At 56.1% G+C, this 14,315-nt stretch carries 12 protein-coding genes, 1 pseudogene and 1 riboswitch; of the genes and pseudogenes, 9 read left to right on the top strand and 4 right to left on the bottom strand.

The window, feature by feature from the left end; all coding sequences use genetic code 11:
- The first annotated feature begins 425 nt into the window (after positions 1–425).
- From B5F17_RS07110 to B5F17_RS07090, 5 genes are all read left to right on the top strand, one after another.
- Positions 426–728, top strand: coding sequence for a DUF1294 domain-containing protein (locus B5F17_RS07110; protein WP_087372367.1), 303 nt, complete (start codon positions 426–428; stop codon positions 726–728).
- Positions 725–1,900 carry a cation diffusion facilitator family transporter gene (locus tag B5F17_RS07105; protein ID WP_016149002.1) on the top strand — a complete coding sequence of 392 codons (1,176 nt, stop codon included), beginning with the start codon at positions 725–727 and terminating at the stop codon, positions 1,898–1,900. Before B5F17_RS07110 ends, B5F17_RS07105 begins: the two co-directional genes overlap by 4 nt.
- Before the next feature lie 225 nt (positions 1,901–2,125).
- Positions 2,126–3,412 (top strand): dihydroorotase, encoded by a 1,287-nt coding sequence (locus tag B5F17_RS07100; RefSeq protein WP_087372364.1) that lies wholly within the window; start codon positions 2,126–2,128, stop codon positions 3,410–3,412.
- 90 nt (positions 3,413–3,502) lie between these two features.
- Positions 3,503–4,150, top strand: a complete 648-nt coding sequence (locus B5F17_RS07095) for a DUF4230 domain-containing protein (protein ID WP_087372361.1) — start codon at positions 3,503–3,505, stop codon at positions 4,148–4,150.
- 255 nt (positions 4,151–4,405) lie between these two features.
- Positions 4,406–4,499: riboswitch (glycine riboswitch) on the top strand.
- A gap of 209 nt (positions 4,500–4,708) precedes the next feature.
- Positions 4,709–6,052 carry an alanine/glycine:cation symporter family protein gene (locus tag B5F17_RS07090; RefSeq protein WP_040333107.1) on the top strand — a complete coding sequence of 448 codons (1,344 nt, stop codon included), beginning with the start codon at positions 4,709–4,711 and terminating at the stop codon, positions 6,050–6,052.
- A gap of 429 nt (positions 6,053–6,481) precedes the next feature.
- On the opposite strand, the gene sdaAA is transcribed toward B5F17_RS07090, so the two are convergent.
- The 3 genes from sdaAA to B5F17_RS07075 form a co-directional block, all read right to left on the bottom strand.
- Positions 6,482–7,357 carry an L-serine ammonia-lyase, iron-sulfur-dependent, subunit alpha gene (gene sdaAA, locus B5F17_RS07085; RefSeq protein ID WP_087372358.1) on the bottom strand — a complete coding sequence of 292 codons (876 nt, stop codon included), beginning with the start codon at positions 7,355–7,357 and terminating at the stop codon, positions 6,482–6,484.
- Between the two features lie 14 nt (positions 7,358–7,371).
- Complete coding sequence (sdaAB, locus tag B5F17_RS07080) at positions 7,372–8,031, bottom strand: L-serine ammonia-lyase, iron-sulfur-dependent subunit beta (RefSeq protein WP_016149007.1); 660 nt, start codon at positions 8,029–8,031, stop codon at positions 7,372–7,374.
- A gap of 158 nt (positions 8,032–8,189) precedes the next feature.
- A complete protein-coding gene (locus tag B5F17_RS07075; protein WP_087372355.1) occupies positions 8,190–9,398 on the bottom strand; it encodes a dicarboxylate/amino acid:cation symporter in 1,209 nt (402 codons plus the stop codon).
- Positions 9,399–10,428: 1,030 nt separating this feature from the next.
- Between B5F17_RS07075 and B5F17_RS07070 the strand changes: the two genes are divergently transcribed.
- From B5F17_RS07070 to nrdG, 3 genes and pseudogenes are all read left to right on the top strand, one after another.
- On the top strand, positions 10,429–12,747 hold the full coding sequence (locus tag B5F17_RS07070; protein WP_087372352.1) for an anaerobic ribonucleoside triphosphate reductase: 2,319 nt from the start codon (positions 10,429–10,431) through the stop codon (positions 12,745–12,747).
- Positions 12,748–12,845: 98 nt separating this feature from the next.
- Positions 12,846–12,986 (top strand): annotated as a pseudogene (gene nrdD / locus B5F17_RS07065) (anaerobic ribonucleoside-triphosphate reductase); the annotation flags it as partial.
- A gap of 5 nt (positions 12,987–12,991) precedes the next feature.
- Entirely contained in the window at positions 12,992–13,498 is a 507-nt protein-coding gene (gene nrdG, locus B5F17_RS07060; RefSeq protein ID WP_087372347.1) for an anaerobic ribonucleoside-triphosphate reductase activating protein, read from the top strand.
- Between the two features lie 230 nt (positions 13,499–13,728).
- On the opposite strand, the gene B5F17_RS07055 is transcribed toward nrdG, so the two are convergent.
- Positions 13,729–13,986: a helix-turn-helix domain-containing protein gene (locus B5F17_RS07055; protein WP_087372447.1), complete on the bottom strand. Its 258-nt coding sequence runs from the start codon at positions 13,984–13,986 to the stop codon at positions 13,729–13,731.
- A 97-nt stretch (positions 13,987–14,083) separates the two neighbouring features.
- Between B5F17_RS07055 and B5F17_RS14835 the strand changes: the two genes are divergently transcribed.
- A complete protein-coding gene (locus tag B5F17_RS14835) occupies positions 14,084–14,251 on the top strand; it encodes a hypothetical protein (protein WP_162608112.1) in 168 nt (55 codons plus the stop codon).
- Positions 14,252–14,315 lie beyond the last annotated feature (64 nt).

Genomic DNA, 14,315 nt, shown 5'->3' with positions numbered 1-14,315 from the left:
AAGGCGGACGTGCCGGACAAAGTTCTGCACAGGGTGACAAAGGATGTTTCCGGTTATTTCTCCCAGGGCAAAAATACCGGATTGCCTGTGCGATCCTTTATACAATCGGTTACAGCAGGATGGATAAAAAACGGGAAAAGAACGATCTTTTGCGACCGAAAATCGACCGGAAACAGACTGCGCTGCCGCATACACGGTACGTCTTACCAGGTATCCCCTCCCGCCCTGTGTCTTACCTATATTGTGAAACGCCATCGGGCAGGTATACGCCGCGATCAAAGCCCTTTCCGCGTCCCGGACGGTTATACGTCAGGTGGTTTTGTCCAAACCCTGCCGCTGTGCGGGCTTTTTTCTTGCTCCGACCTGCGAAATCTGTTATAATATTCCAATGTCCAAAAATCTGAGACCGAAAGGAGGCGGCGAACGTGCATCCAATTGTTAAAATTTTGTTATGCTATCTCGCTGCCGTCAATTTGCTGGGCGCATGCGCGGTGTTTCTGGATAAATGGAAGGCCAAACACGGCAGACGGCGCATCCGCGAGCGCACACTGTTTCTGTATTGCTGGCTGGGCGGCTGTCCGCTGACCTACGCAGCCATGAAGCTGTGCCGGCATAAGACCCTGCACCGCTCGTTCATGTGGGGCATCCCGGCAATCTTTATTTTACAAATTGCAATCATATTCGGTATATTATACTTATTGTATTCTAAGGGGGGCTTACCGTTATGACCGAATTGCTGATTCGTCGCTTTCTGGGCGACGACCGTGACCGCACGAGCGATGCACGGGTGCGCGAGAGATACGGCATCCTGTCGGGCTGTGTCGGTCTGTTCTGTAATTTCCTGCTGTTTGCGGCAAAACTCATCATCGGCTTTGCTACCGGTGCGATTTCGGTTGCAGCCGACGCAGTCAACAACCTGTCGGATGGCCTGTCGTCGTTTATCTCCATCGTGGGCTTTAAGCTGACCGGCCGTGCACCCGACGAGCAGCACCCGTTCGGCTACGGACGTACCGAGTACATTGCCGGATTGATCGTCTCGCTCATCATCTGCGTGGTCGGCGTGCAGTTCCTGCAAACCTCGTTCACCCGCATCCTGCACCCCGAACCGGTTGCCTTTTCGGTGGTTTCGGCGGTGGTTCTGCTGCTGACCATGCTGGTCAAGCTGTGGATGGGCTCGTTTAACCGCACGGTTGGTACGCGCATCGATTCGCCCACGCTGCTCGCTGCCATGCAGGACAGCATCAACGACGTGGTCACCACCGGCGTTGTGCTCATCGGTATGGTCGCAGGCCAGTTCACCACCTTGCCGGTCGACGGTGTGGTTGGCGTACTGGTCGCACTGTTCATCATCTGGGCAGGCATCGGCATTGCACGCGATACGTTAAGCCCACTGATCGGTCAGGCAGCCGACCCGGAAATCGCCCAGGCGATTGCCGATACCGTGCTGCAAAGTCCGGGTATTCTGGGCATTCACGACCTGATCGTACACAATTACGGCGTTGGCAAGTCGCTGGCCTCGCTGCACGCTGAGGTACCGGACACGGCGGACATTGTCGCCGTGCACGAGCTGATCGACGAGGCCGAGCGGGCGGTCTGGGAGCAGACCGGCGTGTACACGGTCATCCACATGGACCCGGTGCGCGTGGGCGACCCGCGCATTGATGCCATGCGCGAGACGACGCTCAATGTTCTGGCCAAGATCGACCCCGAGCTGACTATGCACGATTTCCGCGTGGTCGAGGGTGAGCGCCGCATCAACCTGATTTTTGACGTGGTTGCCCCCTTCGGATACAGCGAGGAAAAGAAGGAAGACCTGAAAACACGCATCCAGATCGGCCTGAAGGCGCGCGACAAGCGCTATTGCCCGGTCATCACGATGGAACATAAAATGACGCTGTGATGGGAGCGTGCCCGCAGCGTTCTAAAAGGGGAGTGTGACGGCCATTTGTGCCGCTGCACTCCCTTTTTCCGCACTTTCGTTCGGCTGGAAATCGCTGGAACCCGGTAAAAAGTTCATGTTTTCGCATAGAAATTCCATGAAAAATATGCTATACTACTGTCAATTAGAAGCGGCGGGTGCGCGTTGGGCGCAGCCTGTCAGAGCCCCATTACAGGAGGAAAAACCATGCTTTTGATTCAAAACGCACAGGTGTTAGACCCATATACCGGACTGGACGCGCGCCTTGATCTGCTGATCGGTGACGACGGCATCCTGTCCCAGATGGAACCCCATATTGACGCACCGGCAGGCTGTCCGGTGTTTGACGCGGCAGGAAAGACGGTCGCACCCGGTCTTGTCGATACCCACGTACACTTCCGCGACCCCGGTCAGACCCAGAAAGAGGACATGATGACCGGTATGCGCGCCGCGGCAGCGGGCGGATTCACCTCGGTTGTGTGCATGGCGAACACCCTGCCGACCTGCGACAACGTGGAGACGCTGCAATACGTGCAGAACAAGGCGCACGAGGCAGGCGGCTACGTCAACGTGCACCAGGCGTGCGCGGTGACCAAGGGACTCAAGGGCGAGGAAATGACCGATTTTGCCGCATTGCTGGCAGCCGGTGCGCCCGGATTCACCGACGACGGCATTAACCTCACCGACATGCACACCTGCCTCAAAGCAATGGAAGAGGCGGTCAAGCATGACACCGTGCTGTCCTTCCACGAGGAAGACAAGTCGCTCGTGCTGTCGCCCGGCGTCAATTACGGTTCCAAGGCAGCCGAGGAACTGGGCGTGCCCGGTGCGCTGCCGTCCTCCGAGGAAGCTATGGTTGCCCGTGATATCGCGCTTGCGCTGCGCACGGGTGCGCGCGTGGTCTTCCAGCATATTTCGAGCGGCCTGTCGGTCGATCTCATCCGTGCCGGTAAGGCAATGGGTGCCAAGATCTACTGCGAGGTCACCCCGCATCACCTGTCGCTGACCGAGGACGCTGTGCTTGAGCATGGCACCTATGCGCGTATGAATCCGCCGCTGCGCAAGGAAGCCGACCGTCAGGCACTCATTCGCGGCTTGCAGGACGGCACGGTTGACCTGATCGCGACCGATCACGCACCGCACACCGCCGAGGAGAAGGCCAAGCCCTTCGCACAGGCGCCGTCGGGCATCACCGGACTGGAAACCGCGTTCTCGGTGTGCAATACCTACCTCGTCAAGACCGGTGCGCTGACCAAAATGCAGCTGCTGGAAAAGATGTCCAAGAACCCGTCCGAGGTCTACCGCTTTGCCGATAAGTCCATCGAGGTCGGCCACCGTGCCGAGCTGTGTGTACTAGACTGGGACTGCGATAGAGTATACACAGAGTATTATTCCAAGGGAATCAACACCCCGTATACTGGTATGGCGCTCAAGGGCGCGCCGGTGTGCACGATCATGGGCGATCGTGTCGTGCGTGCCGCCGATCTGGCGTAAAAACTTTTGGAATTTAAAAGAATCTTAATTGATTTATTGCAGAAAATCCGGTAATATGAATATAGTGACAAAGGAAATGAGGGGAACGATATGGCACAGCAGCAGAATCGAAAAGCACCGGTTCGCAAGACCAAAAAGCAGATTCGCAGACAGCGACAGCTGACCGTCGTCGGCGTAGTTGTCGTCATCTTTTTGATTATTTTCGGCCTGGGCGCAGCCTGGGGACACAGCCTGGGCGGCAAGGTCAAGGCAGAGGATATCGCGACGACCGTGCAGGGTCTGGGTCAGACCGTACAGGTAGACTATGACTACACCAAGGTACTCAGCGAGGAAGACCGCGACGACGCATATTACGGCTGGTCGCAGGCTGCCGATCTGGGTAACTTCACCATCATGTATCAGGGTTCGGTCAAGATCGGCTCGGATACTTCTACCCTGACTGCGGACAAGGTCAAGGTCGACGGCAAGTCGGTCACGATCACCGTGCCTGCCATCAAGATCCTCCAGCATGATATCGCACAGGATTCGGTCAGCTACTACGATTCCGACGAGAAGATCTTCCGTCAGATCGAGCTCGGCCAGTTCGACAGCTTCTACGCCGACCAGCGCTCGGCGGTCGAAAACGAGCTGTATAACACCGATAAGTTCTCCAACGCTGAGACCCGCCTCAAGGACGTCATCGACAAGACCGTCAAGGCGATGGGTAACTTTACGACGGTAACGGTCAACTTCGAGTAAACCGAAAATTTGACAGGACGACCAAACGGACGTGCATAAGCGCGTCCGTTTTTCTGCCTTTTTTGGCAAAAACGGCGGTTTTTCACTTTGCCCTGCGAAATTTTTTGCACCATGCTTGACACCGTCCTGCAAGTGTGATAGGCTAAGTTCAAACGAAATACCGACAAGCGAAGTTTTTAGGAAAAAGCCATGTGCTTACCGAAGGAGTAAAACTCTCAGGTTTCCAGCCTGACCGGCTGGGAAAGGACTATAAACGGATGTGGCTCTGGAGAATCCCAACCATGGGTGCCGAAGGTGCAAGGTGCAGAAAATGCGCTAATCTCTCAGGCAAAAGGACAGAGTGGATTTTTTACTCGGTGTAACCGGTTTGACGTACATTTTTTTTGACATGGATGCACGCAGACGGTGGCATCCGGGATCAGAGCGAACCATCCTCATATTTTTCCGCAAAGACGCGGGAAAACCGAGGAACGGGGCGCTTTTTCTTTTTGCATCGATCAGATGCAGGTTTTCGGCTTGTTTGGGGAACAAAAAGAAAAGGGGTAACAAACAATGGATATGGATCAACTGGCGGTCTTGGTCAGCGACATCAGCGGCTTTGTGTGGAACAATCTGCTCCTGTACCTTCTGGTGCTGACCGGTGTACTGTTCTCCATTCGTACGCGTTTTGTGCAGGTACGCCATCTGGGTACCGGCTTCAAGCGCATGTTCGGCTCGTTCAGCCTGAACGGCAAGAAGGCTGACCACGAGGGCATGAGCTCGTTCCAGGCACTGACCACCGCGATTGCAGCACAGGTTGGTACCGGTAACATCACCGGCTGCGCAACCGCGCTGGCATCGGGCGGCCCGGGTGCCATCTTCTGGATGTGGCTGTCGGCATTCTTCGGCATGTCCACCATCTACGGCGAGGCCGTACTGGCACAGAAGTATAAGACGGTCGGCGAGGACGGTCACGTGACCGGCGGCCCGATCTACTACATCAAGGCACGCTTCAAGGGCGGCTTCGGCACCTTTCTGGCTGGTTTCTTCTCCATCGCGATCATTTTCGCACTGGGCTTTGCCGGCAACATGGTACAGTCCAACTCGATCGGCGATTCCTTCCACAACGCATTCGGCATCAGCCCGCTGATCGTCGGCGTCATCTGCGCAGCGATTGCGGCATTCATCTTCCTCGGCGGCGTCAAGCGTATCGCATCGGTTACCGAGAAGCTGGTTCCGGTTATGGCACTGTTCTACATCCTCGGCTGCACCGTGATTCTGGTCATCAACCACGCAGCACTGATTGAGTCGATCAAGTCCATCTTCATCGGCGCATTTCAGCCGCAGGCGCTGGCAGGCGGTATCGCAGGTGTGACCGTCAAGGAGGCAATGCGCTACGGCGTTGCACGCGGCCTGTTCTCGAATGAGGCTGGTATGGGTTCCACCCCGCACGCACACGCACTGGCAAAGGTTAAGAAGCCGCAGGATCAGGGCATCATCGCAATGGTCGGCGTGTTCATCGATACCTTCATCATCCTGACCCTGACCGCTCTGGTTATCCTGACCTCGGGCGCTCTGTCCACCGGCGCAACCGGTTCGGTTCTGGCACAGACCGCATTCAATCAGGCGTTCGGCCAGTTCGGCAGCGTATTTATTGCAATCTGCATGCTGTTCTTCGCGTTCTCGACCATCATCGGCTGGTATTTCTTCGGTGAGGTCAATGTTAAGGCACTGTTTGGCAAGAAGGCAGTCAAGATTTACGCGGCATTGGTTGTCGTATGTGTTATCCTGGGCTCTAGCCTGAAGGTTGACCTGGTTTGGAACCTGTCCGACCTGTTTAATGGTCTGATGGTATTCCCGAACCTGATTGCACTGATTGCACTGTCGGGCGTGGTTGCGAAGATGTCCCACGAGGATCACTAAAACAAGCACCGCACCCAATATTGAAGCTTTCGCCAGCCTTTCTCGAACCTTGCGGAACGAGAAAAGGCCCCTGTGGGGCGTTTTCCCGCAAGGCTGTGGCCGACTCGTTCGGCCAAGGCCCTAACACGCGGGCACTGTTGCCCTGAGCCGCGCTCCGCAGAGCGCGGAATCCCCTTTTGATTTTCGCTCTGCGAAAATCAACCAAAAAAGAATAAAAAAGCGCGTCCCGCAGGACGCGCAATTCTCTGGAAAGACCACCCGATGGGGTGGTCTTTCCTTTTTTGTTTGTTTTAGTTGAAACCCGGGTCGGACACCGGGTTTCAAAAGAGAGTTTCGGACTCTGCGGAGTCCGACTCAGGGCTCTGCCCTGAGAACCCGCAAACCTTTGAAAAGGTTTGATCCAAACTTCATTTCGCCTGCGGGCGGGATTTATGCGCCGAAGATTTCTTCTTTCAGTCGAATACCGGTCGGGGTAGTTGCCAGACCGCCCTGAGCCGTCTCCTTGAGTGCGCACGGCATGGAATCACCGACTTCACGCATGGCATCAATGACTTCATCCACCGGAATGACGCTCTTGATACCCGCCAGAGCCATTTCTGCCGCAGCGAATGCGCAGGCTACGCCGCCCGCGTTGCGCTTGATGCACGGAACCTCGACCAGACCGGCGATCGGGTCGCAGACCAGACCGAGCTGATTCTTGATGGCGATGGCGCAGGCATGTGCGCACATTTCCGGCGTGCCGCCAGACATCTCGACCATAGCCGCCGCAGCCATAGCCGCTGCGCTGCCGCACTCGGCCTGACAGCCGCCCTGTGCGCCTGCGATGGATGCACGGTCAGCGATCACCATGCCGAATGCACCGGCGGTGAACAGTGCCATAACGGCGGTCTCCTCGGGCATGTCGCGGTCTTCCATCAGCGACAGGATGGTACCGGGCAGAATGCCGCACGAGCCAGCCGTCGGTGCCGCGACGATCTTGCCCATCGCCGCGTTATATTCGGATACCGCAATTGCGCGGGTGAGTGCCTGGGTGAAGAAATTGCCGCACAGGCCGCCGCCCTGAGCGTACTGCTGCATCTTGTAGGCATCGCCGCCGGTCAGACCGCTCGTAGACTTGAGATCTTTGTCGACACCGGCCTGGACAGCCTCCTGCATGACGTGCAGATTGTCCTGCATCTTGCGGAACAGCTCGTCCTTGGGGGTCTCGGTCTGCACGGACTGGTCAGCCAGTACCAGTTCGGAGATCGTGCAGCCCTTTTCCTGTGCCGCATCGACCAGCGACTGAATGGAATGGTATTCAAGCATGGGAAATTTCCTCCTTAAATGGCGCGGACGAGTACAACGCCCGTGATGTGGGGCAGCTCACGCAGCCAGCTGATCATCTTGTCGGATACGTCGCCGTCGACCTCGATGGTCATGACGGCCTCGCCGCCCTTCTGCGGACGGGACAGGCGGAAATTGCCGATGTTCGCGCCCGAGTAGGCCATGGTGTTGGTGACGGCAGCGATGACGCCCGGGGTGTCCTGATGCAGGACAATGAGGGTGTTGTACTGTCCGGTGAACTGGACTTCCAGACCGTTGATATTGGTGACGATGATGTTGCCGCCGCCGATGGACGCGCCGACCACGCGGCAGGTGCCGCCCTTTTCGCCGGTCAGTTCCAGAATTGCGGTGTTGGGATGGGCGCCGGGGATGGAAGTCTGGTAGAATTCGTAGGTCAGTCCCTCCTCGCCAGCGAGCTCGAGCGCGTGGCGCAGACGGGCATCGTAGGTATGCATGTCCAGAATGCCCGCGATAATGGCCTTGTCGGTGCCGTGACCGCGGTAGGTCTGGGCGAACGAGCCGCACAGGCCGATGCGTGCCTTGACCGGACGGTCGCCGAGGATTTTACGGGTGACGCGGCCCAGACGGCACGCACCCGCGGTGTGTGAGCTGGAAGGGCCGATCATAACCGGCCCGATGATATCAAATACTTGCATATTATGCTCCTTTGTGCAAAACAGGTGAATTGCCGGAAGATCTTATGATCTTAGTATATCATACCGACCGGCGGCAAAACAGTGCGGATGCGGTCAAAACGGTGGGAAACACAAAAAAGTGAGGACGGGGCCTCACTTTTTTGCAGCCCGACCGGCTGTTACTTCTTAATCCACTTTTTGTAGATGGTGTCTACAATCACGCCGATGGCGTTGTCGCCCGAGACGTTGCAGGCGGTGCCGAAGGAATCCTGGGTGATGTAGAGTGCAACCATGATGGCGCAGATGGGGCCTTCGGGGTCACCAAGCTCGGTGCCGAAGATCATGTACAGGAAGGGCAGAGCGGTCATGATCGAGCCGCCGGGTGCACCGGGGGATGCGATCATCGCGATGCCCAGAGTCGCGATGAAGGGAACGACGGTCGCCAGGCTAATCGGAATCTGGTTCATCAGGCAGACCGCAGTCGCACAGGCGGTAATGGTAATCATGGAACCTGCCATGTGGATGTTTGCGCACAGCGGCACGACGAAGTTGCGAATCTCAGAGGATACGCCGTCGGCTTCCGCGCACTGGAGGTTAACCGGGATGGTTGCCGCAGAGGACTGGGTGCCGAGTGCGGTGGTGTAGCCGGGGATCTGGTTGCGGATGAGCTTCAAGGGGTTCTTGTGGCTGACGGCACCTGCGATGCAGAACTGAACGGTGATGCAGATGAGGTGCATGATGATAACGACCAGGAATACCTTCCACAGGATGCCCAGGATGACGAAGGTCTTGCCCGAACGGGTCATATCCACGAAGGTACCGCAGATGTAGAGCGGCAGCAGGGGAACGATGGCGACGTGGAGCACCTTGTCGATGATGGCCGAGAAGTCATGGAAACCGTTATAGAGCGAGTTGCCGATCTGCTTGCCGCGCATGGAGGACATGCACAGGCCGAGGATGAAGGCCAGCAGGACGGCGGCGAGGGTGTCCAGAATGGGTTCAATGGCGATGGTCAGATAGGGCGAGAGCGAGTTGCCAGCGGTCTCGGCGATCTGCTCGAGCGCGTCCGCGCTCATAAAGGAGGGGAACAGAGTGCTCGAAACCAGGTAAGAGCACGAGCCCACGATGAGGGTGGAGGCGTAAGCCAGACCGGCGGTGACCAGCAGCAGCTTGCCCGCGCCCTGCGACAGGTCGGCAATACCCATAGTGACGTAGGCCAGGATCATCAGCGGGATGACGAACTTTAAGAACAGGCTGAACAGCGACGAAGCGGTGACGACCAGACGGCAGATGACTTCGGGCACGAACGGCTGGCCGAGCAGGATACCCAAAATGATACCGATGATGAGCTTGGGCACCAGCCCGAGCTTTCTTTTTTGTTTCTCCATAAAAGAAACCCCCATAAATGTTATATTTTCCTGACCGGATAGACACACCAGCCGGATTTAGTATCCATATTATAGCGACTGTACCCAAGGTGCGCAAGATGGGCGGCTGTGTCCGCCTAAGACGGAAAAAATTTCTAAAATCCATGAAAAGCACAAAAGTGGAACGGTAAAGTAACCGAAAAAGCGCACGAAGCGTGTAAAATCCATGTAAAAAATCGAATGAAAAATAGCAGTTTCAACAAAGCATTTTACGTTTGATTGTGCAGTTTAGCTGATAAAATGTGTGGAATTTATGGGTAAATGTGCGAAAAATTCAGTATTTTAGTCAGAAAAAATCCTGATGCGGTAAAAGATGAAGAAACAGGATTCGTGTAACCGCACAGCAGGCGAAAATCCGGGTACAATCATATTGTATATGATTTGCATTTTTGGGCGGATTTACCGCGAAAGACAGAAACAGACCAGCCGTCTGCCGTGGGAAATCGAACGACCGGGAGCACATACCGGATGAGAGCACCCTTGTGCACCTGGCGGCACAAGAGAAGGTCTTGCACAAACTGCCCGAAAATGCAAGTTTGAACGCAGAGAAATTCATTATACTGCACACACCACCAGATCATTTGTTCGAAAACCGTCGTTTCCGATGTTTCCCCGACCCGTCGGCAGCCGGAAAGTATGGGAAGTCGCCTGCGGCTGCAAGGCATTCTGTGTGCCCCTGCAATGCACACGAAATGCCTGCGCGGGCGGGGTGTTTGACAGACACCCCACCGCCATCTTATCGACCTTTCGGCTGTCCGACCGTTGTCAATAGCTACCTCGCTTCACAATCGCCAAAAAAAACGGCAAAGAATTGTACATCTGTCCAAACGCCCAGCCCTGCCCTTGACAATCTTCGCCCGGAGGGCTATATTATTAAGTGCATCGAATCAGACCCCTACTAGATATGGTGCAGATACTTATCCACAACAACAAAAAGTTGTGCACAGATTTATACACAGGCTGCAAACCTGGGAAGGAGATCCCTTTTTACATGATAGCTCAGATCATCAAACGAGACGGCCGTCAGTCGGCCTTTGAACTGGATAAAATTACAAACGCGATCTTTCAGGCCGCGCAGGCCTCGGGTGGTCACGATTACCAGATGGCCGAGACCCTGGCACGCCAGGTCGAGCAAAACCTGGAACAGGCGCTGTCCGGCGAGATTCCGACCGTCGAGCAGATCCAGGACGAGGTGGAGCGTGTTCTGGTCGAAACCGGCCATGCGCGCACGGCAAAGCGGTACATCCTGTACCGTAACGAGCGCACCCGCGTGCGTGAGATGAATACCCGTCTGATGAAAGTTTATGAGGATCTGACTTTCAAGTCCTCGCTCGAGAACAACGTAAAGCGCGAGAACGCCAACATCGACGGCGATACCGCGATGGGTACTATGCTCAAGTACGGCTCGGAGGGCGCGAAGCAGTTCTACGAGATGTTCATTCTCGACCCAGAGCACGCACGCGCACACCGCGAGGGCGACATCCACATCCACGACCTGGATTTCCTCACCCTGACCACCACCTGCTGCCAGATTGACCTGCTCAAGCTGTTCCAGGGCGGTTTTTCGACCGGTCACGGCTTCCTGCGTGAGCCCAATGACATCCGCTCGTACTCTGCACTGGCGTGCATCGCGCTCCAGTCCAACCAGAACGACCAGCACGGCGGTCAGTCCATTCCGAATTTCGATTACTCCATGGCGCCCGGCGTCAAGAAGACCTTCCGCCGCGCGTTCACCGATAACCTGACCAAGGCCATCGAGATTTACCTCGAGCAGGAGGACGGCGAGCTGCTGAGCAAGTCGATCGTGAAGAACGCCGAGCGCGAGACCGGTGAGATTGCGGTCTTTGCCGATGGCAACGGCTTCGACGAGGCGGTCGAGCGTCTGCTGTGCGACCACACCGACGAGCGCACCGCGGCCAAGATCATGCGCTTTACCCGCAAGTACGCGGTCAAGGAAACTCGCCGCAATACCTATCAGGCCATGGAAGCACTGGTGCACAACCTCAATACCATGCACTCGCGTGCAGGCGCACAGGTGCCGTTTACTTCGCTCAACTACGGTACCGACACCTCGCCCGAAGGCCGTCTGGTCATGGAATGCCTGATGAAGGCAACCGAGGCAGGCCTGGGCAACGGCGAGACCTCGATCTTCCCGATTCACATTTTCAAGGTCAAGGAGGGCGTCAACTACAACCCCGGCGAGCCCAACTACGACCTGTTTAAGCTGGCCATGCGCGTATCGGCAAAGCGCATGTTCCCGAACTTCTCGTTCCTCGACGCACCGTTCAATGCGCAGTACTATAAGCCCGGCCACCCCGAGACCGAGGCAACTTACATGGGCTGCCGTACCCGCGTCGTGGGCAACGTGTTCGACCCGACCCGCGAGATCGTAAACGGCCGCGGCAACCTGAGCTTTACGTCCATCAACCTGCCGCGCATTGCGATTTTGAGCAAGGGCGATATCGATTGGTTCTTTGAGGACCTCGACCGCAAGATCGACCTTGTCATCGACCAGCTGCTTGCCCGTCTGCGCATCCAGAGCCAGAAGAAGGTCAGAAACTATCCCTTCCTCATGGGTCAGGGCGTGTGGATTGACTCGGAGAAGCTCGGCCCGGACGACAGCGTGGGCGAAGTGCTGGGGCACGGCAGCCTGACCTGCGGCTTTATCGGCCTTGCAGAGACGCTCAAGGCGCTCATCGGTGTACACCACGGCGAGAGCGACGAGGCACAGGAACTCGGTCTCAAGATCGTATCGCACATGCGTGAGCGCATGGATCAGGCGGCACAGCAGTACCACCTGAACTTCACTTTGATTGCAACCCCGGCAGAGGGTCTGTCCGGCCGCTTCGTGCGCATGGATCGTGCGCGCTTTGGCGAGATTCCGGGCGTAACCGACCGCGAATACTATACCAACTCGTTCCACGTACCGGTATATTATCCGATTTCTGCCTTTGAGAAGATTCGCCGCGAGGCACCGTACCACGCGCTGACCAACGGCGGACATATCAGCTACATCGAGCTCGACGGCGACCCGACCCAGAACCTCGAGGCGTTTGAGACGGTAGTCCGCGCCATGAAGGAAGCAGGCATGGGCTACGGCGCCATCAACCACCCCATCGACCGCGACCCCATCTGCGGCTATACCGGCATCATCGGTGATGTCTGCCCGCGCTGCGGCCGCCGTGAGGGCGAGGGCGTACCGCTCGAGAAGCTGCAGAAGCTTGGCATGTACAAGCACCTCAACTGGTCTACCCTGGGCTATCCGGGCGACCCGAACGAGGAACACGACCGTACTGTAAACCCGCTCTGATTTTGATATCAGGTTTGAACATAGGAGGAAGAATGATGACTAAGGAATTCAACGTAACCGAAGTAAATGGCGTCCCGGTTGTTGGCGAGGGTGTTGGCTTTGAGCGCATCCGCCGCATCACCGGTTATCTGGTTGGTACCCTCGACCGCTTCAACAACGGCAAGCGCGCAGAGGAGCATGACCGCGTAAAGCATGGCGTATCCTGCTGCTCGTTAAGCGATAACACCCGTTCGGCATAAGCATCATGGGGAAAACACTGCGCATAGCGGGTACGATCGGTGAGTCCATCGTGGACGGCCCCGGCTTCCGCTATGTCATCTTCACACAGGGCTGTCCGCACCATTGCCCCGGCTGCCATAACCCGGAAACACACGATTTTTCGGGCGGTACCGACATCGACAGCGATGAGCTGGTCGCGGATATCCTCAAAAATCCGCTGCTGACCGGCGTAACCTTCTCGGGCGGTGAACCGTTCTGCCAGGCAGAAGGCCTGTGCGCGGTTGCGGATGGTTTAAACGGTAAAAAACCGCTCATGGCCTATACCGGCTATACCTTCGAACAGCTGATGGAATTGCCCGACCCGTGGGTGAGGAAATTGCTGGAAAAGCTGACATTGCTCGTCGATGGTAGGTTTGTGGAGGAAGAGAAGGGCTTGGAGCTTCGCTTCCGCGGCAGCGCAAACCAGCGCGTGCTGGATGTCCAGACATCCTTGAAAACCGGACAGGCAACTTGGATGGAAGAATACCGTTAAACCAGCACCGCACCCATAATGAAGCTTTCGCCAGCCTTTCTCGAAAGGCTGCGGGTTCTCAGGGCAGAGCCCTGAGCCGCATCCCGCAGGATGCGGAATCCCCTTTTTGATTTTCGCTTTTGCGAAAATCAACCAAAAAATAAAAAAGAAGCGCTGTCCGCAGACAGCGCAAACCCCGGCGCGCTAAGCGCGCTCATGGAAACCGTTCCCTAGGGAACGGTTTCTTTTTTTTATCCCTGCTTCTCCGCATCTGCACGATATTCGAGCAGCTCGGACACTTCACAGTCAAGCACATAGCAGATACGGGCGAGGATGTCGAGGTCGAGTTTTTCGACCTTGCCCCGATACCATCTATCGACAACCGCAAAATTCACATGAATTGCGCTGGCAAGTTGATTTCTATTCATCCCGCGCGATTCCAGCATCTCGCGCAAATGCAGCACAACAGTGCCGTAAGATTGTGTTACTATAATAGAACGTTCAGCCATATTATCACCTATAGATATCATATCTAGGATATGACTTCTTGACTATTCTATTATAAAGTATTATATTTTATATAGTATATCTCTAGGAGGTAATCACATGGGCAATCAGCCGGACTTTGAACAGATGTATTACACCCTTTTCCGTTCAGTTACGCACGCCGCCACGCTGCTCGAACAGGGCAACGCCGTTCGCGCATACCTCGCTTTGGTTGACGCGCAGCGGACAACAGAAGAGATGTATATTGCTGGGGATGAGGACGTTTGAAAGGGTGTATTGCGGCAGTAGGGGTAAAAAAGAAACCGTTCCCTCGGGAACGGTTTCCATGAGC

The organism is Butyricicoccus pullicaecorum (assembly GCF_002160355.1).
Taxonomy (GTDB): Bacteria; Bacillota; Clostridia; order Oscillospirales; family Butyricicoccaceae; genus Butyricicoccus; species Butyricicoccus pullicaecorum.
This window is presented reverse-complemented; position numbering and strand designations above follow the sequence as displayed.

Excerpts from the sequence above, each read along its gene's own strand:
- B5F17_RS07070 (WP_087372352.1), top strand. The coding sequence starts at position 10,429 with ATGATAGCTCAGATCATCAAACGAGACGGCCGTCAGTCGGCCTTTGAA.
- B5F17_RS07055 (WP_087372447.1), bottom strand. The coding sequence starts at position 13,986 with ATGGCTGAACGTTCTATTATAGTAACACAATCTTACGGCACTGTTGTG.
- B5F17_RS07075 (WP_087372355.1), bottom strand. The coding sequence starts at position 9,398 with ATGGAGAAACAAAAAAGAAAGCTCGGGCTGGTGCCCAAGCTCATCATC.
- sdaAA (WP_087372358.1), bottom strand. The coding sequence starts at position 7,357 with ATGCTTGAATACCATTCCATTCAGTCGCTGGTCGATGCGGCACAGGAA.
- nrdG (WP_087372347.1), top strand. The coding sequence starts at position 12,992 with ATGGGGAAAACACTGCGCATAGCGGGTACGATCGGTGAGTCCATCGTG.
- B5F17_RS07090 (WP_040333107.1), top strand. The coding sequence starts at position 4,709 with ATGGATCAACTGGCGGTCTTGGTCAGCGACATCAGCGGCTTTGTGTGG.
- B5F17_RS07105 (WP_016149002.1), top strand. The coding sequence starts at position 725 with ATGACCGAATTGCTGATTCGTCGCTTTCTGGGCGACGACCGTGACCGC.
- B5F17_RS07100 (WP_087372364.1), top strand. The coding sequence starts at position 2,126 with ATGCTTTTGATTCAAAACGCACAGGTGTTAGACCCATATACCGGACTG.
- B5F17_RS07095 (WP_087372361.1), top strand. The coding sequence starts at position 3,503 with ATGGCACAGCAGCAGAATCGAAAAGCACCGGTTCGCAAGACCAAAAAG.
- sdaAB (WP_016149007.1), bottom strand. The coding sequence starts at position 8,031 with ATGCAAGTATTTGATATCATCGGGCCGGTTATGATCGGCCCTTCCAGC.
- B5F17_RS14835 (WP_162608112.1), top strand. The coding sequence starts at position 14,084 with ATGGGCAATCAGCCGGACTTTGAACAGATGTATTACACCCTTTTCCGT.